The sequence below is a fragment of the Streptomyces kronopolitis genome (assembly GCF_050953795.1).
In the GTDB taxonomy this organism is placed as follows: domain Bacteria; phylum Actinomycetota; class Actinomycetes; order Streptomycetales; family Streptomycetaceae; genus Streptomyces; species Streptomyces kronopolitis_A.
The window spans coordinates 945,768-971,639 of the sequence record NZ_CP191850.1 but is presented as its reverse complement, the minus strand read 5'-3'; the positions used below and the strand labels follow the sequence as shown (position 1 = coordinate 971,639).

Here is a 25,872-nt window from a genome sequence, read left to right as displayed (position 1 = left end):
ATGCAGACGGAGTTGAGCAACAGGCTGGGCATCGCGCACGCCGTCTTCGGGTTCACCCCCTTCCCCGCCGTCGCCGCCGCGATCACCCGGGCCGGCGGGTTCGGGGTGCTCGGCGCGGTCCGCTACACCGCCCCCGACGAACTGGCCCGCGACCTCGACTGGATGCAGGCCCACACCGACGGACTGCCGTACGGGCTCGACGTGGTGATGCCCGCCAAGAAGGTGGCGGGCGTCAGCGAGGCCGAGGTCGAGGCGATGATCCCGGAAGGGCACCGCCGCTTCGTCGCCCGACTCCTCGACACCCACCGCGTGCCGCCGCTGGCGGAGGGCGAGGCGGCCGGCTGGCGGATCACCGGCTGGATGGAGCACGTCGCCCGCACCCAGCTGGAGGTGGCCTTCGACTACCCCGTCACTCTGCTCGCCAACGCCCTCGGCCCCCCGCCGCCCGACGTCATCCGGCGCGCGCACGACCAGGGCGTCCTGGTCGCCGCCCTCGCCGGCAGCCCCCGGCACGCCCGGCACCACAAGGACGCCGGCATCGACATCGTCGTGGCCCAGGGCTACGAGGCGGGCGGCCACACCGGCGACATCGCCACCATGGTCCTCACCCCGGAGGTCGTCGACGCCGTCGGCCCGCTGCCGGTGCTCGCCGCCGGCGGCATCGGCACCGGTGAGCAGATCGCCGCCGGGCTGGCCCTCGGCGCCCAGGGCGTCTGGCTCGGATCGGTCTGGCTGACCTGCGAGGAGGCCGAACTGCACTCCCGCCGGCTGACCGCCAAACTGCTCGCCGCCGGCCCCGGTGACACCGTCCGCTCCCGCGCGCTGACCGGCAAGCCCGCCCGCCAGCTGCGCACCGCGTGGACCGACGCCTGGGACGACCCGGACGGCCCCGGCACGCTCCCGATGCCGCTCCAGGGGCTGCTGGTCGCCGAGGCCAACTCCCGTATCCAGCGGCACGAGGTCGAGCCGCTGCTGGGCACCCCGGTCGGCCAGATCGTCGGCCGGATGAACAGCGAACGCAGCGTACAGGCCGTCTTCGACGACCTCACCCGCGGATTCGAGCGGGCCATCGACCGCCTGAACCGCATCGCCGGACGCGCGTGAACCCCGAGGAGGACAGCGGAATGACACCGGACTCCCCACCCCCCAACGGCTTCTGGGCGCAGGCCACCGCCGCCCCGGACCGCACGGTCCTGATCGCCCCGGACGGCGAGGAGTGGACCGCGGGCCGGCTGCACGCCGCGAGCAACCGGCTGGTCCACGGGCTGCGGGCGGCGGGCCTGGAACGCGGCGACGCCTTCGCCGTGGTCCTCCCCAACGGCGTCGAGTTCTTCACCGCCTACCTGGCCGCGTCCCAGGCCGGCTTCTACCTCGTCCCCGTCAACCACCATCTGGTCGGCCCGGAGATCGCCTGGATCGTCGCCGACTCCGGGGCGAAGGTGCTGCTGGCGCACGAGCGGTTCGCGTCCGCGGCGCGAGCGGCCGCCGACGAGGCGGACCTGCCGGAAAGCCGGCGCTACGCCCTCGGCGACATCCCCGGCTTCCGGCCGTACGCCCAACTCGTCGACGGGCAGCCGGAGTCCGCGCCCGACGGCCGCACGCTGGGCTGGGTGATGAACTACACCTCGGGCACCACCGGCCGCCCGCGCGGGATCCGCCGCCCGCTGCCCGGCATCCCGCCCGAGGAGACCCACCTCGGCGGCTTCCTCGGCATCTTCGGCATCAAGCCGTTCGACGACAACGTCCATCTGGTCTGCTCGCCGCTCTACCACACCGCCGTACTGCAATTCGCCGGCGCCTCGCTCCACATCGGCCACCGCATCGTCCTGATGGACAAGTGGACGCCGCAGCGGATGCTCGCCCTCATGGACGCACACCGCTGCACCCACACCCATATGGTCCCCACCCAGTTCCACCGGCTGCTCGCCCTGCCCGACGAGACCCGGGGGGCGTACGACGTGAGCGCCATGCGGCACGCCCTGCACGGCGCCGCGCCCTGCCCCGACCACGTCAAACGCGCGATGATCGACTGGTGGGGCGGCTGCGTCGAGGAGTATTACGCGGCGAGCGAGGGCGGCGGCGCCTTCGCGACGGCCGGGGACTGGCTCAAGAAGCCCGGCACGGTCGGCAAGGCCTGGCCGATCAGTGAGCTGGCCGTCTTCGACGACGACGGCAACCGGCTGCCGGCCGGCGAACTCGGCACCGTGTACATGAAGATGAGCACCGGCGGCTTCCGCTACCACAAGGACGAGGACAAGACCCGGAAGAACCGGATCGGGGACTTCTTCACCGTCGGCGACCTCGGCTACCTCGACGAGGACGGCTACCTTTTCCTCCGCGACCGCAAGATCGACATGATCATCTCGGGCGGCGTCAACATCTACCCCGCAGAGATCGAATCCGCCCTGCTCAGCCACCCCGCGGTCGCCGACGCGGCCGCCTTCGGCATCCCGCACGACGACTGGGGCGAGCAGGTCAAGGCCGTCATCGAACCCGCCGCGGGCCACCGTCCGGGCCCCGAACTGGCCGCCGGCATCCTGGACCACTGCGCCCGCCGGCTCGCCGGCTACAAGTGCCCCAAGTCCGTCGACTTCATCGCCGCCATGCCCCGCGACCCCAACGGCAAGCTCTACAAGCGCCGGCTGCGCGACCCGTATTGGGAGGGCCGCGAGCGCGCCGTCTAGGTGGCGGGTCATGAGCCCGTCGTCCACTGAGCGTGCGCCTCTTGCGTCCGCCCGTATGGGCAAGTCGCCTGCGCTTGTGGGACCTTGAGGGAGGGGACGCCGCCGTAGGGGCGTTCGGGGGGATCAACGGGGGGAATGGTTTCATGCTCGGCGAGGTGGAGTTCCGGGGCGACGATGTGGCTCCGGCGGACCGGTTCGACTACTGGCGTGAGCAAGTCCTCGGGAGTTTTGTGCCGATGGACATTCTCAGCGACCACGTGGCCGACTTCGCGGCCACACAGCGCATCCTGGACCTCGGCGACGTGCGCCTGCGGACGACGGAGCACTCGCCGATGACGGTACGGCGCACGGCGCATCTGATCCGGCGGTCCGACCCGGGGATCTACCATCTGTCCTTCGTTGCCGGAGGGCACGAGAAGGTTGACCATCTCGGTCGCGAGGCAGTTTACGGCGTGGGCGACCTGGCCCTCGTGGACACCTCACGCCCCCAACACGTCGAGCTGGGCACCGGTGAGAGCGGGGGCCAGGCGCGGGGGACGGGAGTCTACGTCCCCCGGGAGCTGATGCCCCTTCCGGCGAAGAGTGTCGAGAAGCTCATCAACCGGCCGATGTCGGGGCGGGAGGGTGTTGGCGCTCTGCTGGTCCAGTTCCTCACCCAGGTGGTCAGGGACAGCGGCTCCTACCGGCCCGCCGACGGGCCCCGGCTGGGGACGGTGGCCCTCGATCTGATCGCCATGCTGTTCGCCCACGCCCTCGAAGCCGAGGACACCCTCGCGCCGGAGGCCCGTCGGCGCTCCCTGCTCCTGCGCATCAAGGGCTTCATTCAACACCGCCTGCCCGACCCGGACTTGACGCCCGGCGCGGTCGCGGCCGCCCACCACATTTCCCTCAGCTATCTGTACCGCCTCTTCGAGGACGAAGAGGCCACCGTCGCCGCCTGGATCCGCCGCCAGCGCCTCGAACGCGCCCGCCGCGACCTCGCCGACGCCGCCCTTCGTAGCACCCCCGTCCACGCGATTGCCACCCGCTGGGGCTTCCCTCGGGCGGCCGACTTCACCCGCGCCTTCCGCACCACATACGGCATGCCGCCCACGACCTACCGGAACGAGGCGTGCCAGTCGGCCGAGTAGGGAGGCGGGGCGGGGTGCGGCCCACTGCCGTACCCCTGCCCGGCCAGGACTCGCTGTCAGCGGAAAAGGAGGGAGGCGCAGAACCGGCCATTGAGGTGGGCAGCCCGGTCGCCCGGCTCCAGGTCGAGGCGGGCGCCGCCGTAGTTCGGCTCGGTGAAGAAGAGGGCTGTGTACCTGCCCACGTTCTTGGCCGAGCCGGGGCACCAGCCCTGACCTCCCAGACCCCGATCTCTGCGGGTCAAGGTTGCGTGCCTGCCCTTGAACAGGGGCTGCTCGTAGACGACGACCTTCGCCTTACTGTCCTTGACCGAGCCGGCGACCGCCCGGGAGCCGTCCGCGGAGGCCGGCAGTGCGGGGCCGAGCACGAGTGCGGCGGCGGCGGTGCTCGCAGCGACCATGTGGCCGATACGCATGGGATGTCCCTTCAGTGGGTTGTTGGTTGGCTCTTGGTCGATGCGGATGAGGGGGATGCGTGAGGCCGGTCCCTCAGCTGCCCGCCCGGTTCAGGACGCGGTAGGCGGCTGTCAGCCAACGGTTCTTGCGGGCTTCTGCCTCGTGCAGGCGGTCGGTGTGGTGCCGGATCAGTTGCCGTTGGATACGGGTCTCGGCCGCTGCCCATACCGTCACCAGCTGTGCCGACTGCTGACAGGCCACGTCGGCGCGGGCGGTGTGGCGTTCGGCCGGGGTGGGTTCGGCCGTGTTCCAGCGCTGGCTGCCGGCGGCACTCAGGGGGTCCGGGTAGTCGAAGCCCTCCTTCGCCATGCAGGCGTGCCATCCGCGGACGGCGCGGCGCACTTCGGGTGCGTGCCGGGAGGCGTCCAGGGCCGTGCCGGTCAGCTGATTGAAGGCGTGGTAGTCAGGTGGGGCGGTGTCGCCGACGAGTTGGTGCTGGGCGGCCTTGAGGCACCCGCCCCTGCCGGAGGGTCCGTAGGCCGCGCGTTGCACCGCGGCGGGGAGCCCCTCGCGCTCGTCCCAGGCGTGGTTGCGCCGTACCACCGACGCCGGGTCGGGGGGCGGGTGGTATCCGTAGCGGACGGCTTCGGCCGCGACGACTCCGTAGCGGCGGAGGTTCGGGGGTCCGATGTCCCGGGAGGGCACCCTGGGCAGCGCCTTCCACTCCAGGCCCAGGTTGTTCATGCACCGGCGCATGAGGATGTCCTGTGCGTCTTCCACGGCGTAGGTCTCGGCATCATTCGATGCGTAGGCGTCCAGCGGCATCTTCAGCTGTCCGGCCTGCCGGTTTGCGTACGGCGCTGGTGCGCCGGTGTGCCGGGCGGGCGCGGGCTTCTCTTCCAGTGCTGTGCAGGCGGTGGCGGAAGTGGCCACGAGCAGCGCGAGCGCGGTGGCGGCCCGTGCGCGGGAGAGCGACATGGTTGCCTCTTGGGGTGAACTGCGCGATGCGCGAAGGGCGTTGAGCGGGGCGCTGGGGGAGGCGGGGTGGGGTGCGGCCCTGAGGTGCCGCACCCCTCCCGTCAGCAGCTCGCGGTCAGCAGAGCTCGGAGCCTGCCGTCAGCCGAACTTGACGGAGGTCGTGTTGTCGGACATGTTCGGGATGTCGCCGAAGTGCGGTTCCCGCTCGCCCGGCGCCAGGGAGAAGCGGGCGCCGGTGAAGTGCACCCCGGTGTAGAACGTGACCTTGCGCCTGCCCTGGTTGATGGCGGAGCTGATCGTGTCGTTCCAGCCGTCCTTCTTCAGATTCCACATGTTCTCCGTGAAGGTCGTGTTCCTGTTCTTGTAGTTGGCGTCCTGGAAGACCTTGACCTTGTCGCCCTTGGCCAGGGGCGCGGCGACGTCGGTGTGGCCGTGGGCGAAGGCCGGCAGTGCGGCGCCGAGTGAGAGTGCGGCGGCGGCGGCGCCGGCGGCGGCGATAACGCGGATACGCATGAGGTGTCCTCTTTCGCTGGTCCTTGGACGTGGTGTAAGTGAGCTGGGTGGCGTACACGGTCTACGTGATGTGCTGCCTGGTCCGCCCACCTGACGTTCGGCAACGGTCGGCCCGTGCCGGGGCATTCAGCTGCTGGTCCGGCCTGTGCCGTCCTGCTGCCACCATCAGAATGCCGGGACGCCCATGAGGTGTCGTTAGCGGTGATTCCACAGCCCCTTGGCTCTGCGTCCACTGCCTCGATGCCGGCCGCGGCGCGCTGGCCGACCTCGCCTTCATCGGCCTGGACGACGATCCGGACGACGCCGTCATCGTCACCGGTCTCCAAGCCACCCGCGCCGCAAGCTCACCACCGGCCAGAAGGACGCCAACCGGGTCCTCGCCACTGGACGTGCCCCGCCGACCGCGGTTCGCCCACCTGCCACCCCGCCTCATCAGCCCATGTGAAGAGGGCGCATGCTCACTGGTGGCGGGATGCGAACGCGCCCTCCAGCGGCGCTCCCCGGCGGCCGGGTGCCTTGACCCCGGGTGGGCGGCGGTCGAGGATCACGCCATGAGGCGAGCGCGGAGCAATACGGTCGACGGAGTCCTGCGGCGCAGCGCCCGCCGGGTACCCGGGCGGACCGCGGTGCGGTACGGCGAGCGGGCCTGGACCTACCGGGAGCTCGACGACGTGGTGACCGCCGCGGCCCGGGTGCTCCTGGCGGACGGCCTGGCCCCCGGTGACCGCGTGGCGTCCTACGGGCACAACTCCGACGCGTATCTGATCGGCTTTCTGGCCTGCGCCCGCGCCGGGCTGGTGCACGTTCCGGTCAACCACGGTCTGACGGGCGAGGATCTGCGCTACGTCCTCGACCAGTCGGGCAGTGCGCTGGTGCTCACCGATGTCGCGCTGGCGCACCGGCTGCCGGACGGGGTGCGCCGCATGCCGCTCCACGGCGGCCGCTACGGGCTGCTGGAGCGGCTCGCGGCCGTCGGGGTGGCCGAGGACACCGGCCCGGTGGCCGAGGTGCCCGAGGACGCCCTGGTCCAACTGCTCTACACCTCGGGGACGACCGCGCTGCCCAAGGGCGCGATGATGACCCACCAGGCGCTGGTGCACGAGTACACCAGCGCCGTGCTCGCCCTCGGCCTGCGGGAGACGGACCGGCCGCTGCACACCCTCCCGCTCTACCACTCCGCGCAGATGCATGTGTTCCTGCTGCCCTATCTGGCCGTCGGGGCGGAGAACACGATCCTGGACGGCCCCGACCCGGACCGGATCTTCGACCTGGTGGAAGCGGGCCTGGCCGACAGCCTGTTCGCGCCGCCGACCGTGTGGATCACCCTGGCCAACCACCCGGGCTTCGCCGCCCGTGACCTGAGCGGACTGCGCAAGGCCTACTACGGCGCCTCGATCATGCCGGTCCCCGTACTGGAGCGGCTGCGCGCCCGGCTGCCCGGGCTCGCCTTCCACAACTGCTTCGGCCAGAGCGAGATCGGGCCGCTGGCCACCGTGCTCGGCCCGGACGAACACGAGGGCCGGATGGACTCCTGCGGGCGGCCGGTGCTGTTCGTCGAGGCGCGGGTGGTCGACGAGGAGGGCCGCGAGGTGCCCGACGGCACCCGGGGCGAGGTCGTCTACCGGTCCCCGCAACTGTGCACCGGCTACTGGGACAAGCCGGAGGAGACCGCGGAGGCGTTCCGGGACGGCTGGTTCCACTCCGGGGACCTCGCCGTCCGCGACGCGGAGGGCTACTTCACGGTGGTCGACCGGGTCAAGGACGTCATCAACTCCGGGGGCGTACTGGTCGCCTCACGCCAGGTGGAGGACGTGCTCCACGCGCACCCCCAGGTGGCCGAGGTCGCGGTGATCGGACTGCCGGACGACCACTGGATCGAGGCGGTGACCGCGGTGGTGGTGCGGCGTCCGCACGACGCCGGGGGAGCGGACGCCGGCGCCGGGCCGGTGGGGGAGCAGGAGCTGATCGAGGCGGCCCGCGCCCGCCTCGCGCCGTTCAAGGCCCCCAAACGGGTGGTGTTCGTGGACGCGCTGCCGCGGAACGCCAGCGGCAAGGTCCTCAAGCGCGAGTTGCGCGCCCGGTTCGGGGCGCCCTGAGCCGGCGGGCCACGGCACACGCGAAGGGCGGCTGTCAGTGCCCCCTGCCATGCTGGGAAACGGCGGGAAACAGCCATGCACGTCACCATCCGCGCAACGGAGGACCCCCATGCTGACCACCAACTATGTCCCGGGCACACCGAACTGGCTCGACCTCGGCGCCCCCGACGTCGCGGCCGCCGCCGACTTCTACTCCGCCGTGCTGGGTTGGACCTTCCAGTCCGCCGGTCCGGACGCCGGCGGATACGGCTTCTTCCAGATCGACGGCAAGACGGTCGCCGCCGTCGGCCCGCTGACGGAGGAGGGCGCCTCCTCCGCCTGGAACGTCTACTTCCAGACCCCCGACGCGGACGCCACGGCCAAGGCCGTCGAGCAGGCCGGCGGGGCGGTGCGGGTGGCGCCGGCGGACGTGTTCACCGCGGGCCGGCTGGCGGCCTTCACCGACCCGACCGGCGCCGACTTCGCGGTCTGGCAGCCCGGTGACCTCCCGGGCGGCGGCCTCGGCACGGTCATGGAGCCGAACACGCTGTGCTGGACGGAGCTGTACACCACCGACGCGGCCCGGGCCAAGGACTTCTACGACTCGGTCTTCTCCTGGACCTACCAGGACATGCCCATGGGCGGGGACATGGTCTACTCCCTGGTCTCCGCACCGGGCGGCGGCAAGGCCGGCGACCCCGCGCACGGCGGCATCATGCAACTCCAGCAGGAGCATCTGCGGGCCGGTTCGGGATCGGAGTGGCACCCCTATTTCGGCGTGGCCGACTGTGACGCCACCTTCGCCGCGGCCACCGACCGCGGCGCCACGGTCATGATCCCGCCCTCCGACGCCCCGGGCGTCGGCCGGCTGGCCATGCTCATGGACCCGGCGGGAGCCCCGTTCGCCCTGCTCAAGGGGGAGCCGACGGCGGCCTGAGCCCAGCCGCCGCCGTCCGCACGCGTCCGCGGGCCCGGCGGCCCGCCGCGCCCGCCCCGCGACCCCCGAGCCCGCGGAAAATGTCGGGCGCCACCGGCCCCCACCGCCTACGGTCGGGACCGGGGGAGGGAACGTACGACGAAGAGAGTGGTCGCGGTGGGTGCATTTCTGCAGGAACGGTGGACGGCGTCGGGAGTCAGGCTGCGCCAGGTCACCTCGGGCGAGGGGCGCGGCAACTGGCTGTTCGTGCCCGGCGGGCCGGGGCTGGGCTCGGAGTCCCTGCTCGGCCTGGTGGAGGCGGCCCGGGTGCCCGGCGCCGCCTGGCTCGTCGACCTGCCCGGCGACGGCTCCAACCGCGGTGTGCCCGGGCTTCCCGCCGAGCCCTACGCCCACTGGCCCGGGGCCCTGGCGGAGGCCGCGCGGGAGCTGGACGACGTGGTCCTGGCCGGCCACTCCACCGGCGGCATGTTCCTGCTCTCCGTCCCGGAACTCGAAGACCTGCTGACCGGCATGGTGCTGCTCAGCAGCGCCCCGCACGCCGGCTGGCGAGCAGACTTCGCCCGCTATGCCGAGGACCACCCGCTGCCCGAGGTCGCCACCGCCGCCGAGGACTATGCCCGGCAGCCGGACGACGACCACCTCCGCGCCCTGACGCTCGCCGCCGCGCCGTGGAACTTCGCCCCCGCCGCACTCGCCGACGGCCGGGAGCTGCTGTCCGGCCTCCCGTACTGCCATGCCGCGGTGGCCTGGGCCGATGCGCACTTCGACGACGACTACCGGGCCCGCTGGCAGCCGACGGCCCTGCCCACCCTGATCGTCAGCGGCGCCCGCGACCACGTCGTCGACCAGCGGCTCTGGCACGACCAGCCGGGCTTCCGGGGCCCCCACGTCCTGCACCGCCGCATCCCCGACGCCGGCCACTTCCCCTGGCTCGAAAACCCGACGTCCGTCCGCACCGCCTTCGCCGACTTCGCGGCGCGCCTGAACCCGCCGGACTGAACGGGACCCACGGGCCCGGCCCGGCCCGCGGGCGACGCCACGGAGCGCCCTACCCCCTGTCCCGCGGGCGGGCGTCCACGATGCGCTTGATCTTGCCGACCGACCGCTCCAGGGTCTCCGGATCGACGATCTCGACCGCCACCGACAAGCCGATGCCTTCCTTGACGGCGCGGGTGACCAGTTCGACGGCGGCCGCACGCTCCCGGAGGGTGGCGTCCGGACGGGCCTCGGCGCGCACGGTCAGCCGGTCGAGCCGGCCCTCGCGGGTCAGCTTCAGCTGGAAGTGCGGGGCGACGCCCGGTGTCCGCAGCACGATCTCCTCGACCTGCGCGGGGAAGAGATTGACTCCGCGCAGAATGATCATGTCGTCGCAGCGTCCGGTGACCTTCTCCATCCGGCGGAAGGCGGGGCGCGCGGTGCCGGGCAGCAGCCGGGTCAGATCACGGGTGCGATAGCGGATCACCGGCATCGCTTCCTTGGTGAGCGAGGTGAACACCAGCTCGCCGTGCGCCCCGTCCGGCAGCACCTCGCCGGTGATCGGGTCGACGACCTCCGGGTAGAAGTGGTCCTCCCAGATGTGCAGCCCGTCCTTGGTCGCCACGCACTCCTGGGCCACGCCGGGACCCATGACCTCCGACAGGCCGTAGATGTCCACGGCGTCGATCGCGAACCGCTCCTCGATCTCGCGGCGCATCTCCTGCGTCCACGGCTCGGCGCCGAAGACGCCCACCTTGAGCGAGGTCGTCCGGGGGTCGATGCCCTGCCGCTCGAACTCGTCCAGCAGGGTGAGCATGTACGACGGGGTGACCATGATGATCTCGGGGCGGAAGTCCTGGATGATCTGCACCTGGCGGCCGGTCATCCCGCCGGACGCCGGCACGACCGTGCAGCCGAGCCGCTCCGCGCCGTAGTGCGCGCCCAGACCGCCGGTGAACAGGCCGTAGCCGTAGGCGATATGGACGGTGTGCCCCGGCCGGGCGCCGGCCGCGTGCAGGGAGCGGGCGACGACGTCCGCCCAGCGGGAGAGGTCGCCCTCGGTGTAGCCGACGACGGTGGGGCGGCCGGTGGTGCCGCTGGAGGCGTGGATGCGTCGCACCTCCGCCTTGGGGACGGCGAACATTCCGAAGGGGTACTGGGCGCGCAGGTCGTCCTTGACGGTGAAGGGGAAGCGGGCGAGATCGTCGAGCGCACGGCAGTCCTGCGGATGCAGCCCGGCCCGCGCGAAGGACTCCCGGTAGAACGGGACGTGGTCGTAGGCGTGCTGCAACGAGGCCCGCAGCCGGGTCAGTTGGCGCTCGCGCAACGCGTCCCGGGAGAGCCGTTCCGCCTCGTCGAACGTCTCACTGCCCTCAGCCGCTGCCGGCATGGAGTTCACCGCCTCGTGTCCCTACCGATCATTCGGTAGCCGCGTGATCCAAGTAATCAGCGCGCGGCGAACACGTCAAGGGGCGTGCCGCGGTGTGCTCGCGGGTAGCGTCCCGCGCATGAGTGACGTCCGGAGGGTGCAGGTCGGCGATGTCCAGCTGGCATACCGGGTGTGGGGTGAGGAGGACGCCCCGCCGGCGGTGCTGCTGCACTGCCTGGGCGAGGACTGGCGCGGCGTGGTCGGCCGGCTCGCCGGCACCCACCGGGTCTTCGCCCTCGATCAGCGCGGCCACGGGCACAGTGACTGGCCGGGGGACTATGGCCTCGCGCGGTGGCGGGACGACGCCGTGGGATTTCTGCGGGCGCTCGGCCTGGAGCGGGTGCTGCTCATCGGGCACTCGCTCGGTGCGGCGGCCGCCCTGCTGGTGGCCGCGGATCAACCGGAGCTGGTGGCGCGGCTGGTCCTGGAGGAGGCCGTCCCGCCGCTGCCCGCCGACCCGCCCCAGGAGGTGCCCGCGCAGCCGCCGGGCCCGGCCACCTTCGACTGGCAGGCCAAGGTCGCGGCGGTGGCGGAGCGGAACGCGCCCGATCCCGGGTGGTGGGCGGCGGTGGCGCGGGTGACCGCGCCGACCCTGGTGATCGCCGGCGGGGAGAGCGGTCACATCCCGCAGGAGCACCTCACCGCACTCGCCGAGCGGCTGCCCGAGGCCCGTCTGGTAACGGTGGAGGGCGCCGGCCACCTCGTCCACGAGGAGCGTCCCGGGGAGTTCCTGGCCGCGGTCACCTCCTTCCTCGCGCAGTAGGGGCCCGGTCCTCTTGCCGCGCGCACGGAAATGCACCCCGGTACGCTGATTGCCCGGTCTTGTCAGGTTCGCGGCCTTAGGTTGACCAGGATTCCCCCGGAGCCCCGGGGAACGCGAGAAAGGCCGATCGTGCAGCTGACCCTTTCGATACGGAGCGCCCTGGCAGCCGGCGCCGCCGTGACCGTCCTGTTCGCCGGAGCCGGGGCGGCCGCCGCGGCCCCGGTCGCCACCCCGCCGGCCGCCGCCCCGGCCCCGTCGGCCGCTCCCGCGCACTCCCCGTACGGCCAGCTCCGCCCGCTCGCGGCGCTGTCGGCCGACCGGCTGGCCACCGCCGATGTGGTGGCCGCCGCGAAGTACGGCACCGGCAGCCCGATCGACGACCCGGCCCGTGAGCAGGAGGTCCTGAACTCCGTGGCGGACCAGGCCCGGCAGCTGGGCGCCGACCCCGCGGCGACGACGCGGATCTTCCGGGACCAGATCGAGGCCAACAAGGTCGTGCAGCGCGGGCTGTACCGCACGTGGGACGCGCACCCGGGGCAGGCGCCCACCGAGCGGCCCGACCTCCAGGAGGTCCGCAAGGAGATCAACCGCATCAACGGCGAGCTGGTGCGCGCCGTCGCCGCCTCCCCGCAGGCCCGCGCCGCGCGGTCCTGCACCCCGGTGCTGGCCGGCGCCGCCCTGCAGGTCCGCGCGGAGCGGAAGCTGGACGGGCTGCACACGGTGGCGCTGGCCCGCTCGCTGCGGTCGGTCTGCGCCGCGGCCTGACACGCACGGGCCGGACCCGGTGTCCGGCGGCGGGCCGGCCGGCCGCTCGGCTCAGGCGGTCGGTCCGCCCGCCGCCACCGCCTTCGCCCAGCGGTAGTCCGCCTTGCCGCTGGGCGAGCGCCGTATGTGGTCGGTGAAGACGACGGCACGCGGAATCTTGTAGCCCGCCAGCCGGGTCCGGCAGTGGTGCTGTATCCCCGCGAGGTCCAACGGGCCCGCGTCCGGGCGCAGTTGGATCACCGCCGCGACCCGGTTGCCCCACCGCTCGTCCGGCACGCCCGCCACCAGCGCGTCATAGACGTCCGGATGGGCCTTGAGCGCCTGCTCGACCTCCTCCGGATAGACCTTCTCCCCGCCGGAGTTGATGCACTGCGAGCCCCGGCCGAGGACGGTGACGATGCCCGCCTCGTCGACGGTGGCCATGTCGCCGAGCAGCACCCAGCGCTCACCGCGCGCCTCGAAGAACGTCTCGGCGGTCTTCTTCGCGTCGTTGTAGTAGCCCAGCGGGACGTGCCCGTGCTGGGCGAGCCGACCCACCTCGCCGGCCGGCACCGGCTCATTGGTCGCCGGGTCCACCACCGCCGTACGGGAGTTGACCTGGAGCCGGAAACCCCGCCCCGGGCCCGAGTCGTCGGTGGCGGTGCCGTTGAAGCCGGACTCGGAGGAGCCGAAGTTGTTGAGCAGCAGGGCGCCGGGGACCAGCGCGCGGAACTGGGCGCGCACGGTCTCCGACAGGATCGCGCCGGAGCTGCTGACGCTGAACAGCGAGGAGCAGTCGGTCTCCCGCAGCGGCCCGGCGAGCGCGTCGACCAGCGGGCGCAGCATGGCGTCGCCGACCAGCGACACGCAGGTGACCCGCTCCCGCTCGACGGTCCGCAGCACCTCCTCGGGCACGTACTTGCGGTGCAGGACGACCTTCTGGCCGAAGTGGAGGGCGATGAACGCGGTCAGGGTGGAGGTGCCGTGCATCAGCGGGGGAGTGGGGAAGAACACCAGGCCGTCGTCGCCTGCCGCGACCCGTTCGGCCAGCTCCTGGGGCCGTCGCACCGGCTCGCCGGTCGGGGCGCCGCCGCCCATCCCGGAGAAGAACAGGTCCTCGTGGCGCCACATCACACCCTTGGGCATGCCGGTGGTGCCACCGGTGTAGATGATCATCCGGTCGTCGGCGGAGCGCGGCCCGAACCCGCGCGTGGCGCAGGCGCCGGCCTCGGCGTCGGCCAGCGCGACGGGGGTGACCGACGTCCGGGGCGCGTCCCGGGGCGGGGTGCCGACCCGGACCAGATGCCGCAGCCGGGGCGCCCGCGGAAGGGCGCCGGCCACCCGCGCGGTGAACTCCGCGTCGAAGACCAGCGCCGTCAGGTCGGCGTCCCGGTAGAGATAGGCCAACTCCTCTTCCACGTAACGGTAGTTGACATTGACCGGGACGGCCCGGATCTTCAGGCAGGCGTAGAGGGCCTGGAGGTAGCCGACGCCGTTGTAGAGGTGCAGTCCGACGTGCTGACCGGGCCCGATGCCGTGCGCGGCGAGGTGGTGGGCGAGGCGGTTGGCGGCGCGGTCCAACTCGGCGTAGGTCAACCGCTGTTCGGCGCCGGAACCCGGGTGCTCGACGTACACCAGTGCCTCGCGGTCGGGGACCGTGTCGACGATCGACTCGAAGAGGTCGGCAAGGTTGAACTCCACGTCTCCTCCAGACCGGGCGGACGTCGGCTTGGCGGTCATTAGAGCGCCGCCCGGAGGAGCTGGGAAGGGCCCCGGACAAGAAATCTGACTGTCTGTCAGAAAAGCCTTGAAGTCACCGTTCGGCTCCTGCAACCTGTTCTGCGTCGTGAGACGGGAGGACACAATGGGCGGGACGGAACATCTGACCGTGGCGCGCACCGGCGCGACCCTGGTGCTCACCCTCAACCGGCCGGAGGCGAAGAACGCCCTCTCGCTGGCGATGCTGGTGGGTCTGTACGACGGCTGGATCGCCGCCGACGAGGACGACGGGATCCGCTCCATCGTCCTCACCGGCGCCGGCGGCACCTTCTGCGCCGGCATGGATCTCAAGGCCCTGGCGGGCGACGGGATGGCCGGCGAGCACTACCGCGACCGGCTGCGCGCCGACCCCGAACTGCACTGGAAGGCGATGCTGCGCCACCACCGCCCCCGCAAACCCGTGATCGCCGCCGTCGAGGGTCACTGCGTCGCGGGCGGCACGGAGATCCTCCAGGGCACCGACATCCGCGTCGCCGGCGAGAGCGCCACCTTCGGGCTCTTCGAGGTCCGGCGCGGACTGTTCCCCCTCGGCGGCTCCACCGTCCGCCTGGCCCGCCAGATCCCGCACACCCACGCCCTGGAGATGCTGCTCACCGGCCGGCCCTACTCCGCCGACGAGGCCGCCCGCATCGGCCTGATCGGCCAGGTGGTGCCCGACGGCGGCGCCCTCGACAAGGCCCTGGAGATCGCCGAACTCATCAACGGCTGCGGCCCCCTGGCCGTCGAAGCCGTGAAGGCCTCCGTCTACGCGACCGCCGGGATGACCGAGGCCGACGGGCTCAAGGACGAACTCGCCCGCGGCTGGCCGCTCTTCGCCACCGCCGACGCCAAGGAGGGCGCACGGGCCTTCGCGGAGAAGCGTCCCCCCGTCTTCCGGCGCGCCTGACCCAAGGAGATCCGAATGCCAGACGTGCCAGAGGTCCTCACGGCGCCCCTCGTCGTGGAATTCCCCTTCACCCGCTCGCTCGGCCCCGTCCAGAGCGCCTTTCTCACCGGACTGCGCGAGCGCACCGTCCTCGGTGTGCGGACCGGCGACGGGCGGGTGGTCGTCCCGCCCACCGAATACGACCCGGTGACCGCCGAGGAACTCCGCGAACTGGTCGAGGTCGGCAGCGGCGGCACCGTCACCACCTGGGCCTGGAACCCCGCACCGCGCCGCGGCCAGCCACTCACCACCCCCTTCGCCTGGGTCCTGGTCCGGCTCGACGGCGCCGACACCGCGCTGCTGCACGCCCTGGACGCCGCCGGCCCCGACGCCGTCCGCACCGGGATGCGGGTCCGCGTCCGCTGGGCCGCCGAACGCACCGGCGCCATCACCGACATCGCCTGCTTCGAACCGGACGACGGCCCCGCCCGCGAGAACCTGCCCGCCGTGCACGACGGGGAGTTCACCGACCCCGTCACCCTGCTCACCGCCCCCGCCCGCCTCGACTACACCTACGCCCCCGGCCGCGCCCAGTCCCGCTACCTCCGGGAACTCTCGGCGCACCGGATCGTGGGCGAGCGCTGCCCCTCCTGCCGCAAGGTCTACGTCCCGCCCCGCGGTGCCTGCCCCACCTGCGGCGTCGCCACCGAAACCCAGGTCGAGGTCGGCCCCCGCGGCACCGTCACCACCTTCTGCATCGTCAACATCAAGGCGAAGAACCTCGACATCGAGGTGCCCTACGTCTACGCCCATATCGCCCTGGACGGCGCCGACCTGGCCCTGCACGCCCGCATCGGCGGCATCCCGTACGACCGGGTCCGCATGGGCCTGCGGGTGGAACCCGTGTGGACCGGCGACGGCCGCTTCCCCGACCACTACCGCCCCACCGGCGAGCCCGATGCCGACTACGACAGCTACAAGGAGCTGGTGTGATGCGCGAGGTCGCCATCGTCGCCTTCGGGCAGAGCGTGCACGTGCGCGACAGCGCGGAGACCTCCGAGGTCGAGATGCTGATGCCGGTGCTCCACGAGGTCCTGGACCGCACCGGCCTGGCGGCCCGGGACATCGGCTTCACCTGCTCCGGCTCCTGCGACTACCTCGCCGGCCGGGCCTTCTCCTTCACCATGGCCCTGGACGGCGTCGGCGCCTGGCCGCCGGTCTCCGAATCCCATGTCGAGATGGACGGCGCCTGGGCGCTGTACGAGGCCTGGGTCAAGCTCCTCACCGGCGAGGCCGACACCGCGCTGGTCTACGCGTACGGCAAATCCTCGCCCGGCGACCTCCGCGAGGTCCTCACCCGCCAGCTCGACCCGTACTACGTCGCCCCGCTGTGGCCCGACTCCGTCGCACTGGCCGCCCTCCAGGCCCAGGCGCTGATCGACGCGAAGCTGACCGACGAACGGGAGCTGGCCCGGATCGCGGCCCGCAGCCGCCGGGACGCGGAGTCCAACCCGCACGCCCAGCTGCGCGGCGCGCTGCCCGCCGGTGAGCCCCTCGTCGCCCCGCTGCGCAGCGGCGACTGCCCGCCCATCGGCGACGGCGCCGCCGCGGTCGTCCTCGCCGCCGGCGACACCGCCCGCCGGCTGACCGCCCGCCCCGCCTGGATCCGCGGTCTCGACCACCGCATCGAGGCCCACAGCCTGGGCGTACGGGACCTCACCGACTCCCCGTCCACCCGCCTCGCCGCCCAGCACGCCGGACTCGCCGCACGCCCGGTGGACACCGCCGAGTTGCACGCCCCCTTCACCTCCCAGGAAGTCGTGCTGCGCCGCGCCCTGGGCCTCGACGCGGCGGAGGGCACGGTCCGGATCAACCCCTCCGGCGGCGCACTGGCCGCCAACCCCGTCATGGCCACCGGCCTGATCCGGATCGGCGAGGCCGCCGCCCGCATCCACCGCGGCGACTCCGACCGCGCCCTCGCGCACGCCACCTCGGGGCCGTGCCTGCAACAGAACCTGGTCGCCGTCCTGGAGGGTGAGTGATGAGCAAGGAGCCCGTGGCCGTCACCGGAATCGGCCAGACCGCACACGTCGCCCAACGACGCGACGTCTCGCTCGCCGGACTCGTCCGGGAGGCGGCCCGACGCGCCCTGGACGACGCCGAGTTGACCTGGGCGGACATCGACGCCGTCGTGATCGGCAAGGCGCCCGACTTCTTCGAGGGCGTCATGATGCCCGAGCTGTACCTGGCCGACGCCCTGGGGGCCGTCGGCAAGCCGATGCTGCGGGTGCACACCGCCGGATCGGTCGGCGGCTCCACCGCCCTGGTCGCCGCCCACCTCGTCGCGGCCCGGGTCCACCGCACCGTCCTGACCCTCGCCTTCGAGAAGCAGTCCGAGTCCAACGCCATGTGGGGACTGTCCCTCCCCATCCCCTTCCAACAGCCCCTGCTGGCCGGCGCCGGCGGCTTCTTCGCCCCGCACGTGCGCGCGTACATGCGCCGCACCGGCGCGCCGGACTCCATCGGCTCCCTCGTCGCCTACAAGGACCGCCGCAACGCCCTCAAGAACCCCTACGCCCATCTCCACGAGGAGGACCTCACCCTGGAGAAGGTCCAGGCCTCCCCGATGCTCTGGGACCCGATCCGCTACTCCGAGACCTGCCCCTCCTCCGACGGCGCCTGCGCCATGATCCTCACCGACCGCGCCGGAGCCGCCCGCGCACCGCACCCGGCGGCCTGGGTGCACGGCGGGGCGATGCGCAGCGAACCCACCCTCTTCGCCGGCAAGGACTTCGTCTCGCCCCGGGCCGGCAAGGACTGCGCCGCCGACGTCTACCGGCAGGCCGGCATCACCGACCCGCGCCGGCAGATCGACGCGGTCGAGATGTACGTCCCCTTCAGCTGGTACGAGCCGATGTGGCTGGAGAACCTCGGCTTCGCCGCCGAGGGCGAGGGCTGGAAGCTCACCGAGGCCGGCGTCACCGCACTCGACGGCGACCTCCCCGTCAACCCCTCCGGCGGGGTGCTGTCCACCAACCCGATCGGCGCCTCCGGCATGCTCCGCTTCGCCGAGGCCGCCCTCCAGGTACGCGGCCGGGCCGGGGCACACCAAATCGACGGCGCCCGGCGGGCGTTGGGCCACGCCTACGGCGGCGGCTCCCAGTTCTTCGCGATGTGGCTGGTCGGCACCGACGCACCCACCACCTGACACCGCCGGGGGCGGGCGCCCGGCCCCGTGCGCCCGCCCCCGGGAGCCCACCCCCACCGCCCTGCCACGTCCTCTGTCCGCACCCGGACACACTGGCTACGCTGATCACGGACGACGAACCGGGAGGAGCGGGAATCGTGGCCGACAGCATCACCGAGCAGCGGCTCGCGGGCGGGCCCAGGCCCGACCTCGACCTGGCGCAGGCCGAATGGCAGTCGAGCACCCAGGGCGTGGGCGACGTACAGATCGCCTTCGTCGAGGGCTACATCGCCATGCGCAACCGCCGCAGTCCGGAGATCCCCGCACTGATCTTCACCCCCGCCGAGTGGCACGCCTTCGTCGTCGACGCCCGCGAAGGGGCATTCGATCTGACGTAGCGCGGCATTGCCCCGGCGCGGTGGTGCCGGGAACGGCCCGGCCGGGTGCCGTACGGCCCTGCTGCTGTGGCCACACGCCTTCCCGCGGCGATCACGTCAGGCCCGGGCCCTATCCGGTTGGGGCGGCCTCGGTGTCGTCGGGGTGCGCGGCGGGAGCCGGGCCGAGGTCGGCGCCGTCGAGCTGTCGGTGTCGGTGAGCGGCGAGGTGAACTCCGGCGCCCAGCCGTCGAATTCCCGCGCGATCCACGGCGGGAGGCCACGGCGACGCCGGTGACATCGATGGCGGCGAACCACTCCTGCGGCTCGGCCGGCCCCACGTGGGCATGCAGGGTGTCTGCCGGAGAGGGAGCCCACCGGACGCGGCGGCCGGCGGGCGGGACACGGGCCCCGGCGCGGCCCCGCCCGTCCTCGCGCACGCCGCGGGCGCGCGGCGCCCCTAGGGTGGGCACCATGAGTGGCGAACGCGAGCTGAGGGCCCTGCTGAGCGGAATGCGTCCGGAGGTCAACGCGGGCCGCTTCGTGTTCACGACCGTGCCCGGCGCCCTCCCCGAGGGGGTGACGCCGGTGGTCACGGTCACCGAGCCGGAGGGCCGCACCCTCGTCGTCCACCAGGAAGAGGCCGACCGCGCAGGCCTGACGTACGACTACGTCGCCGCCTGGATCACCCTGCGGGTGCACTCCGCGCTGGACGCCGTCGGACTCACCGCCGCCGTCGCCACCGCCCTCGCCCAGGCCGGTCTCAGCTGCAATGTCGTCGCCGGCTTCCACCACGATCACCTCTTCGTGCCGTATGCCGCGGCCGACGAGGCGCTGCGCCGGCTCCGCGCGCTGGCCGACCGGGCCTGACCAGCGGCGGCACGGCGGACGGTGGGCCCCGGGCACCTGCCGTCGCCGCCCCCCGACGTCGGCGCGGCGCGCCCGCCGGAGCCACGTACGATGGCGGCATGTCCTTCCTCCGCCGCCGCAGCGCAGCCACGCCCGCCGGGCCTGACTTCGACGTCCTCGCCATGGACCCCGGGGACTGGCCGGGCAACCTCGGGGCCGGCCTGCTGCCCGCCCCGGACGGCACCTGCCAGGGCGTCTTCCTCCGCTACGACCTGTTCGGCGGCCGCGGTCCCGCGATGATCATCGGCAATCTGCCGGAGGGCTCCCCGGCCCGCGAGCTGGCGGACGACCAGGTGCCCTTCGAGGTCGCCCAGCTGCTCGCGGCGCTCGGCAACGACGAGCCGGTGACGGTCGTCGAGAGCGAGGACACCCCCGTGATGCACGAGGACAACCTGCTGATCGTCAAGCGCATCAAGTGCTCCGAGAGCCGGATCTCCTGCGCCCAGTTCGACCGCAGCGACGGGGTGCTGGTCACCATCGCCAGCTGGGACCGGCCGATCACCGACGACCTCTACGCCCTGCTCAAGCCGCTGCCCGCGGAGCTCTTCCAGCAGGGCTGACCCCCGGCGCGGTACCGGAGCGGACACGATCGCGCCCGGTGGACGGACTCCGTCCACCGGGCGCGAGGCGTTCACCCGGCCGGTGTCATCCCCTAGGAGCCGGAGCGCTCCACGTCCACGTCGGCCGCCCGCACATAGCCGATCCGGTGCCCGAGCTGGATCTCGTAGTAGACGTCCTTGCCACGCACGATCGCGTGCTTGGACAGGTCGAAGGTCGGGGCGTAGAAGTAGTCGCCCCTCATCCGGCCCCCGACCACGTACTCCTGGCCGGCGGCGAGCTTGTACGGCAGCGGAGAGACCGTCTGGTACGGCACCCCGTCCGGGTAGGCGTCCTTCTCCGGGTAGGCACGTCCGTAGACCGGGATCTCCGCGTGGCCCTCCTTCGGCGTCGCGACCAGCCCCTTCGCGTTCACCGCCACCCGGTGACCGTGCGGATTGTGGAACCACGCCCGCTGCCCGAGGTACCAGATCGCGGTCCAGTCACCGTCCCGGCCCGCCACCGCGAACTGCTGGCCCGTCGAGGCCCGGGCGCCGGTGTCGTTCACCCCGGTCGTCGAGTCACCGCCGTCCGCATGCAGCCCGATGTCCCTGACCAGCGGTGCGTCCCCGCTCGGTGCGGTGTGCAGCCGGACCGCCGTGGAGCCGTGCGCCTCACAGGCGTCCCCGGGCTTCTCGCAGCCCGTGTAGGCGGGCTGGTTCCGGTCGTAGTCGGGGCGGATGGTGACCAGCCCGCCCCGCGCGTCCGCGCTGGCCCGGAACGGCTTGCCCAGCAGGGTGAAGTAGTGCGCCCAGTCCCAGTACGGTCCGGGGTCGGTGTGCATGCCCGGGATCGTGGCCGTGGTGGTGCCGGGCACATTGTCGTGGCCCAGGACGTGCCGGCGGTCGAGCGGCACGTCGTACTTGCGGCTCAGATACTTCACCAGCCGGGCCGAGGCGCGGTACATCGCCTCCGTGTACCAGGCGTCCGGCGCCGCGAGGAAGCCCTCGTGCTCGATGCCGACGGAGTGCGAGTTGATGTACCAGTTGCCCGCGTGCCAGGCGACGTCCTTGGTCGGTACATGCTGGGCGATCAGCCCGTCCGAGGAGCGGATCGTGTAGTTCCACGACACATAGGTCGGGTCCTTGATCAGCTTCAGGGTGGTCTCCCAGGACCCCTCGGTGTCATGGATGACGATGCTGCTGACCCGCTGGTCCTCGGGCCGGTCCGCCTTGTCGTGGTTGCCGTAGTCGCCGTCGCCGAATTCCTCGTACGGCGCCGGCCACGACTCACAGGCGACGGTCCAGGGGCACTCCGTCTTGCGGGCGGCGGCCGCGGCGCTCCGGTCGGCCGGTGCGGTGAGACGTTTCTGCTGTGTGGCATCGGGGGTCAGCCCCGGCGAGGGGGCCAGCGTGACCCGCTGCCCCGCGTCGGTGGTCCGCGACTGGCCCTGGCGCATCACCGCGTACACCTCGTCCGCGAACGCCTTGCCGGCGCGGGCGTCGCCCTGGCTGCCGTAGCGCGCCACGGCCGTGTACCACCGCGCCGGATCGGCGGACGGGGACCGCCCCTGCCGGTGCTGCCCGGCGGCGAGCAGCGCCGCCCCGCCCAGCACGTTCGCCGCGGGGTCGGTCCGCAGCTTCTCGGCCGGCAGCCCGGTCAGCTCGGCGGCCGTCGCCAAGGTACGCAGCCGGGCCGGGAGTTCGGCGGGCAGCGCGGCCCGCCGGGCCGGGGCGGCGGCCGGGGTCTTGTGCGGCCGGGCGTCGTCGCCGCGGGCGTCCTCCCCGCCCGTGCTGAACTCCGGCGTCCGGGCCAGCGCGGTGCGGGCGTCGGTCAGATGCATCGGGCCGTAGCCCCCGGAGACGCTGGGCGCGCCGCCGTGGCCGTCCCAGCGCGACTCCAGGTAGGAGACGCCGAGCAGCACACTGCGCGGCACGTGGAAGCGGGCGGCGGCCTCCGTGAACGCCTGCTGCAACGCGTCCGTCCGGGGCTGTCCGGCACTGGCGGACGGCGTTCCCGCGAGCGGCAGCAGCAGCACCGCCGCCGCGACGGCGGTGGCGGATCTGCGCAGGGCGGGGCGGTGGAATCTCTTCTCGTCTTCCGGGGCGGATCCTCGCAAAGCAACCTCCTCGAGCCGGCCCGAGCCGGGCGGTGTGACGGTCGGTGCGCAAACGGCCGCACGGGCGGGACCCGAGACTAGAGCCCCCGTCGGCACAGAGCTATATGTGTGCCGACGGTCCGTCAATCACCATGCCGAGTCGGGATGTCGCATGTCAGGGCAGTTCACGAGGAGTGTTCCCGCAGTCGCGCCGGCCCTGCGGGGCGTCAGTGGAATGGACCAATGCCGGGGTGGCGGAGGAGGAGCGGCGGCGCCAGGGGGCCGGCCCGCGGCCGCGGCGGCGTGCGGGAGGGCGCGGGCCGGCGGTGGGAGGCCGGGGCGGCGCATGACGGAGCGACGCGCCCCGTGCCCGGGCGCGCCGCTCCGTCATGCGTCGAGGGGGTGCCGGCACAGTCCCGTTCATCCGCCCGCGGAGCGCGCGGGTCGGGGCTGTGCCGGCACCCCCTCGACGGTCAGCGGGTGCCGACCGCCGCCCGCACCGCACGGCGTGCCATCTGGCAGTCGTCGTGCAACCGGCGCAGGAGCAGCCGCTGCTCCTCGCCCGCCGCGGCCGCGCCGGGTTGTCCCGGGCCCGGAGTGCCGGTCGGCGCGGGCTCGTGCATGGTCCGCTGGATCGCGGTCTCGTAGCGCCGGATCTCGCGGGTGAGCACCAGCATCAGATTCACCAGGAAGGCGTCTCGTGAGGCGGGTCCGGCGTTCTGGGCGAGCTGGCTGATCTGACGGCGGGCCACCGGCGCGTCACCGAGCACCGACCACAGCGTGGCCAGGTCGTAGCCCGGCAGATACCAGCCGGCGTTGTCCCAGTCGAGCAGCACCGGCCCGGCGGGGGACAGCAGCACGTTGTTCAGCAGCGCGTCGCCGTGACAGAACTGGCCCTGGGTGTGCGACAGGCCGTGCAGCAGCTTCTGCAGATCGCCCAGGTCCCGGTCGGTGAGCAGCCCCAGGTCGTGGTAGCGGCCGATCCGGCCCGCGTAGTCCAGTGGGGTGTCGAACAGCCCGGCCGGCGGACGCCAGAGGTTGATCCGGCAGATCGCGCCGAGCGCGGCGCGCACGTCCGCGCGGGGAGGCGCCTCGGACGGGTGCCGGGTCAGGGCGGCGACCCGGCCGGGCATCCGCTCCACGATCAGCGTGCAGTTGTCGGGGTCGGCCGCCACCAGCCGCGGCACCCGAACCGGCGGACGATGCCGGACGAATGCGCGGTATGCGCTTATTTCCTGCCGGAAGCGTTCCGCCCAGGCGGGGGACTGGTCCAGTAAACACTTGGCCACTGCCGTCATCCGGCCCGTGGTGCCCACCAGCAGGACGGATTTGCCGCTCCGGCGCAGCACCTGCACCGGGTTGAACTCCGGGCAGATCCGCTGCACCGAGGCGACGGCGGCGCGCAGCTGGGCGCCCTGGGGGCCGGACAGGTCGAGCCGGCCGCTGAGCGGCTGGGTGCCCGTGCCGTGCGCCCGCCGGGCCCGGCCGCCGGGGAGGCCGGTGACCGCCCCCGCGGAAGGCGCGGGGTCGAGATACGGCCCGCTTCCGGTGGGGTGCGGACGGTGCGGCCGGGGGGCGGTCACGGCGGACGATGTTGCATACATGGGTGAAACAGATCCCTTCGTGCGCCGGCGAGTTGCGTACCCTCCCCGGCCCGGTGGTGGGAACCCGTGAACGGGCCCCGTGCAGGAGGCCGATCCAGGGTCCCTGTGCAGGGCGCGCACCCTGGGGAATGCGGTCCCGCCACCAGGCCGGGGGCGGCATGTCTACAGAACACGCGGCTACGGGTGGCAGACCATCTGGCGCACCCTGGCGAACCCTGGCGAATGCCCACAGCCCCTGTCACCGGCCGTTACTGTCAACTCAGTCGAGGAACCTGGGGGCTTGACGTGGACAGGCAACCGAATACCCGTCTCGCGGACCTTTTCGGTCTGGCCGGCTGGTCCAAAGGCGAGCTGGCGAGACTGGTCAACCGGCACGCGGCGGCCATGGGCCATCCGCAGCTGGCGACCGACACCTCGCGAGTGCGGCGCTGGATCGACATGGGGGAGACCCCCCGTGATCCGGTGCCCAAGGTTCTGGCTTCCCTGTTCACCGAGCGCCTCGGCCGTGTCGTAACCATCGAGGACCTCGGGTTCGCAAGAACCGGTCGCTCGGGGAAGCGGCAGGCCCTGGACGGTCTGCCGTGGGCTCCCGAACGGACCGCTGCGGTCCTCACGGAATTCACGGGAATGGACCTCATGCTCAACCGACGCGGCTTGGTGGGTGCGGGCGCCGCACTCGCCGCGGGCTCCGCACTCACCGGCGCCATGTACGACTGGCTGCACACCGACCCGGCCCCCGCCGGCCCACGCCACCCGTTCGCTTCCCACTCCGCCGACGACCTCGACCAGATCGGCTTCGACCGCTACGAGGCCGCCCCCGTGGGCTCCCAGGAGATCGACGCGCTGGAGCACTCGGTCGAGGTGTTCCGCGCCTGGGACGCGGCCCGCGGTGGCGGACTCCAGCGCAAGGCCGTGGTGGGCCAGCTCAACGAGGTCGGCGGGATGCTCGCCTACCACCACCCCGACCATCTGCAGCGCCGGTTGTGGGGGGTGGCCGCCAATCTGGCGGTGCTGGCCGGCTGGATGTCCCATGACGTGGGCCTGGAGCCCACCGCCCAGAAGTACTTCATCATCGCGGCCCATGCGGCGCGCGAGGGCGGCGACCGCCCGCGCGCCGGTGAGGCACTCTCCCGCGCCGCCCGACAGATGGTCCATCTGGGCCGCCCCGACGACGCGCTGGATCTGATGAAGCTGGCCAAGTCCGGCTCCGGCGAGGAGACCCTGCCGCGCACCCGCGCCATGCTGCACACCATCGAGGCCTGGGCGCAGGCGTCCAAGGGTCAGGGCCAGGCGATGCGGCGCACCCTGGGCGAGGCGGAGGAGCTGTTCGTCTCGGACAAGGGCGATGTGCCGCCGCCGTGCTGGATGCAGATGTTCGACGAGGCCGATCTGCACGGTATGCAGGCCCTGGCCTTCCGCACCCTCGCCGACCACGACCCCTCCGCCGCCAGGATCGCCCAGCACCACGCCAAGCAGGCGCTGCGGCTGCGGGAGAACGGCCGTCAGCGGTCCCAGATCTTCGACTACATCTCGATGGCCTCGGCCTGCTTCCTCGGCGACGATCCCGAGCAGGCCGACCGCTACGCCAGGCTGGCGCTGGTCTCCATCGGGGAGAACTCCTCCCACCGCACCTGGGACCGGCTGCGCGAGATGTTCCGGCTCACCGGCCAGTATGCGCATTCCGCCAAGATCCAGGACCTGCGTGAGGAGATCCAGCATGTCCTGCCGAAGGCGAAGCCGAAGACCAAGGGTTCGGGCCTCGGCCCGGGAATCGGCGCGGGCCTCGGGGGGAACTTCTCGGCCTGAGACGGGAGATGACCACACGCCCCACGCCGCCTCCTCCGCCCGGAGGGGCGAGACGACAAACGACGGAGCGTGCTCCGCCCCGCCGTCCAGCT

Annotated in this window: 23 protein-coding genes; 16 read left to right on the top strand and 7 right to left on the bottom strand. The window is 72.7% G+C overall.

The window, feature by feature from the left end:
• The 3 genes from ACQP17_RS03865 (at position 1) to ACQP17_RS03855 (ending at position 3,814) form a co-directional block, all read left to right on the top strand.
• Positions 1–1,104, top strand: a complete 1,104-nt coding sequence (locus ACQP17_RS03865) for an NAD(P)H-dependent flavin oxidoreductase (RefSeq protein ID WP_433854936.1) — start codon at positions 1–3, stop codon at positions 1,102–1,104.
• Positions 1,105–1,124: 20 nt separating this feature from the next.
• Positions 1,125–2,684, top strand: a complete 1,560-nt coding sequence (locus ACQP17_RS03860) for an acyl-CoA synthetase (RefSeq protein ID WP_433854935.1) — start codon at positions 1,125–1,127, stop codon at positions 2,682–2,684.
• Positions 2,685–2,827: 143 nt separating this feature from the next.
• A complete protein-coding gene (locus tag ACQP17_RS03855) occupies positions 2,828–3,814 on the top strand; it encodes a helix-turn-helix domain-containing protein (RefSeq protein WP_433854934.1) in 987 nt (328 codons plus the stop codon).
• Positions 3,815–3,870: 56 nt separating this feature from the next.
• Here ACQP17_RS03855 and ACQP17_RS03850 read toward each other — a convergent pair whose 3' ends face one another.
• From ACQP17_RS03850 to ACQP17_RS03840, 3 genes are all read right to left on the bottom strand, one after another.
• Positions 3,871–4,227: a peptidase inhibitor family I36 protein gene (locus tag ACQP17_RS03850; protein WP_433854933.1), complete on the bottom strand. Its 357-nt coding sequence runs from the start codon at positions 4,225–4,227 to the stop codon at positions 3,871–3,873.
• 73 nt (positions 4,228–4,300) lie between these two features.
• A complete protein-coding gene (locus ACQP17_RS03845) occupies positions 4,301–5,185 on the bottom strand; it encodes a hypothetical protein (protein ID WP_433854932.1) in 885 nt (294 codons plus the stop codon).
• Positions 5,186–5,323: 138 nt separating this feature from the next.
• A complete protein-coding gene (locus tag ACQP17_RS03840; RefSeq protein ID WP_388087145.1) occupies positions 5,324–5,698 on the bottom strand; it encodes a peptidase inhibitor family I36 protein in 375 nt (124 codons plus the stop codon).
• A 551-nt stretch (positions 5,699–6,249) separates the two neighbouring features.
• Between ACQP17_RS03840 and ACQP17_RS03835 the strand changes: the two genes are divergently transcribed.
• The 3 genes from ACQP17_RS03835 to ACQP17_RS03825 all read left to right on the top strand — a co-directional run bounded on the left by ACQP17_RS03835 (position 6,250) and on the right by ACQP17_RS03825 (position 9,709).
• A complete protein-coding gene (locus ACQP17_RS03835; protein WP_433854931.1) occupies positions 6,250–7,794 on the top strand; it encodes an acyl-CoA synthetase in 1,545 nt (514 codons plus the stop codon).
• 109 nt (positions 7,795–7,903) lie between these two features.
• Positions 7,904–8,710 (top strand): VOC family protein, encoded by an 807-nt coding sequence (locus ACQP17_RS03830; RefSeq protein ID WP_433854930.1) that lies wholly within the window; start codon positions 7,904–7,906, stop codon positions 8,708–8,710.
• 156 nt (positions 8,711–8,866) lie between these two features.
• Positions 8,867–9,709, top strand: a complete 843-nt coding sequence (locus tag ACQP17_RS03825; RefSeq protein ID WP_433854929.1) for an alpha/beta fold hydrolase — start codon at positions 8,867–8,869, stop codon at positions 9,707–9,709.
• Between the two features lie 49 nt (positions 9,710–9,758).
• On the opposite strand, the gene paaK is transcribed toward ACQP17_RS03825, so the two are convergent.
• Positions 9,759–11,075, bottom strand: a complete 1,317-nt coding sequence (gene paaK / locus ACQP17_RS03820; RefSeq protein WP_433854928.1) for a phenylacetate--CoA ligase PaaK — start codon at positions 11,073–11,075, stop codon at positions 9,759–9,761.
• A gap of 118 nt (positions 11,076–11,193) precedes the next feature.
• On the opposite strand from paaK, the gene ACQP17_RS03815 reads away from it, so the two are divergent.
• Complete coding sequence (locus ACQP17_RS03815; protein WP_433854927.1) at positions 11,194–11,877, top strand: alpha/beta fold hydrolase; 684 nt, start codon at positions 11,194–11,196, stop codon at positions 11,875–11,877.
• 129 nt (positions 11,878–12,006) lie between these two features.
• The gene (locus tag ACQP17_RS03810; RefSeq protein ID WP_433854926.1) at positions 12,007–12,642 is read left to right on the top strand and encodes a chorismate mutase; all 636 of its coding nucleotides are present in this window, start codon (positions 12,007–12,009) and stop codon (positions 12,640–12,642) included.
• A gap of 51 nt (positions 12,643–12,693) precedes the next feature.
• On the opposite strand, the gene ACQP17_RS03805 is transcribed toward ACQP17_RS03810, so the two are convergent.
• On the bottom strand, positions 12,694–14,322 hold the full coding sequence (locus ACQP17_RS03805) for an acyl-CoA synthetase (RefSeq protein WP_433854925.1): 1,629 nt from the start codon (positions 14,320–14,322) through the stop codon (positions 12,694–12,696).
• Positions 14,323–14,485: 163 nt separating this feature from the next.
• On the opposite strand from ACQP17_RS03805, the gene ACQP17_RS03800 reads away from it, so the two are divergent.
• The 7 genes from ACQP17_RS03800 (at position 14,486) to ACQP17_RS03770 (ending at position 20,295) form a co-directional block, all read left to right on the top strand.
• On the top strand, positions 14,486–15,286 hold the full coding sequence (locus ACQP17_RS03800) for a crotonase/enoyl-CoA hydratase family protein (RefSeq protein WP_433854924.1): 801 nt from the start codon (positions 14,486–14,488) through the stop codon (positions 15,284–15,286).
• 24 nt (positions 15,287–15,310) lie between these two features.
• Positions 15,311–16,258, top strand: coding sequence for a Zn-ribbon domain-containing OB-fold protein (locus ACQP17_RS03795; protein WP_433859831.1), 948 nt, complete (start codon positions 15,311–15,313; stop codon positions 16,256–16,258).
• Positions 16,258–17,307, top strand: a complete 1,050-nt coding sequence (locus tag ACQP17_RS03790; protein ID WP_433854923.1) for a thiolase domain-containing protein — start codon at positions 16,258–16,260, stop codon at positions 17,305–17,307. The genes ACQP17_RS03795 and ACQP17_RS03790 overlap by 1 nt, the downstream gene beginning before the upstream one ends.
• Positions 17,307–18,473, top strand: a complete 1,167-nt coding sequence (locus tag ACQP17_RS03785; RefSeq protein ID WP_433854922.1) for a thiolase domain-containing protein — start codon at positions 17,307–17,309, stop codon at positions 18,471–18,473. Before ACQP17_RS03790 ends, ACQP17_RS03785 begins: the two co-directional genes overlap by 1 nt.
• A 137-nt stretch (positions 18,474–18,610) precedes the next feature.
• Positions 18,611–18,850, top strand: a complete 240-nt coding sequence (locus tag ACQP17_RS03780) for a DUF397 domain-containing protein (protein WP_189096904.1) — start codon at positions 18,611–18,613, stop codon at positions 18,848–18,850.
• A 450-nt stretch (positions 18,851–19,300) separates the two neighbouring features.
• Positions 19,301–19,696, top strand: a complete 396-nt coding sequence (locus tag ACQP17_RS03775) for an ACT domain-containing protein (protein ID WP_433854921.1) — start codon at positions 19,301–19,303, stop codon at positions 19,694–19,696.
• Positions 19,697–19,794: 98 nt separating this feature from the next.
• Positions 19,795–20,295, top strand: coding sequence for a hypothetical protein (locus ACQP17_RS03770; RefSeq protein WP_129246861.1), 501 nt, complete (start codon positions 19,795–19,797; stop codon positions 20,293–20,295).
• Positions 20,296–20,387: 92 nt separating this feature from the next.
• On the opposite strand, the gene ACQP17_RS03765 is transcribed toward ACQP17_RS03770, so the two are convergent.
• Positions 20,388–22,391 (bottom strand): N-acetylmuramoyl-L-alanine amidase, encoded by a 2,004-nt coding sequence (locus ACQP17_RS03765; RefSeq protein ID WP_433854920.1) that lies wholly within the window; start codon positions 22,389–22,391, stop codon positions 20,388–20,390.
• A 452-nt stretch (positions 22,392–22,843) separates the two neighbouring features.
• Complete coding sequence (locus tag ACQP17_RS03760) at positions 22,844–23,974, bottom strand: aminoglycoside phosphotransferase family protein (protein WP_433854919.1); 1,131 nt, start codon at positions 23,972–23,974, stop codon at positions 22,844–22,846.
• Positions 23,975–24,259: 285 nt separating this feature from the next.
• On the opposite strand from ACQP17_RS03760, the gene ACQP17_RS03755 reads away from it, so the two are divergent.
• Positions 24,260–25,780, top strand: a complete 1,521-nt coding sequence (locus ACQP17_RS03755; RefSeq protein ID WP_433854918.1) for a DNA-binding protein NsdB — start codon at positions 24,260–24,262, stop codon at positions 25,778–25,780.
• The last annotated feature ends 92 nt before the right edge of the window (positions 25,781–25,872 follow it).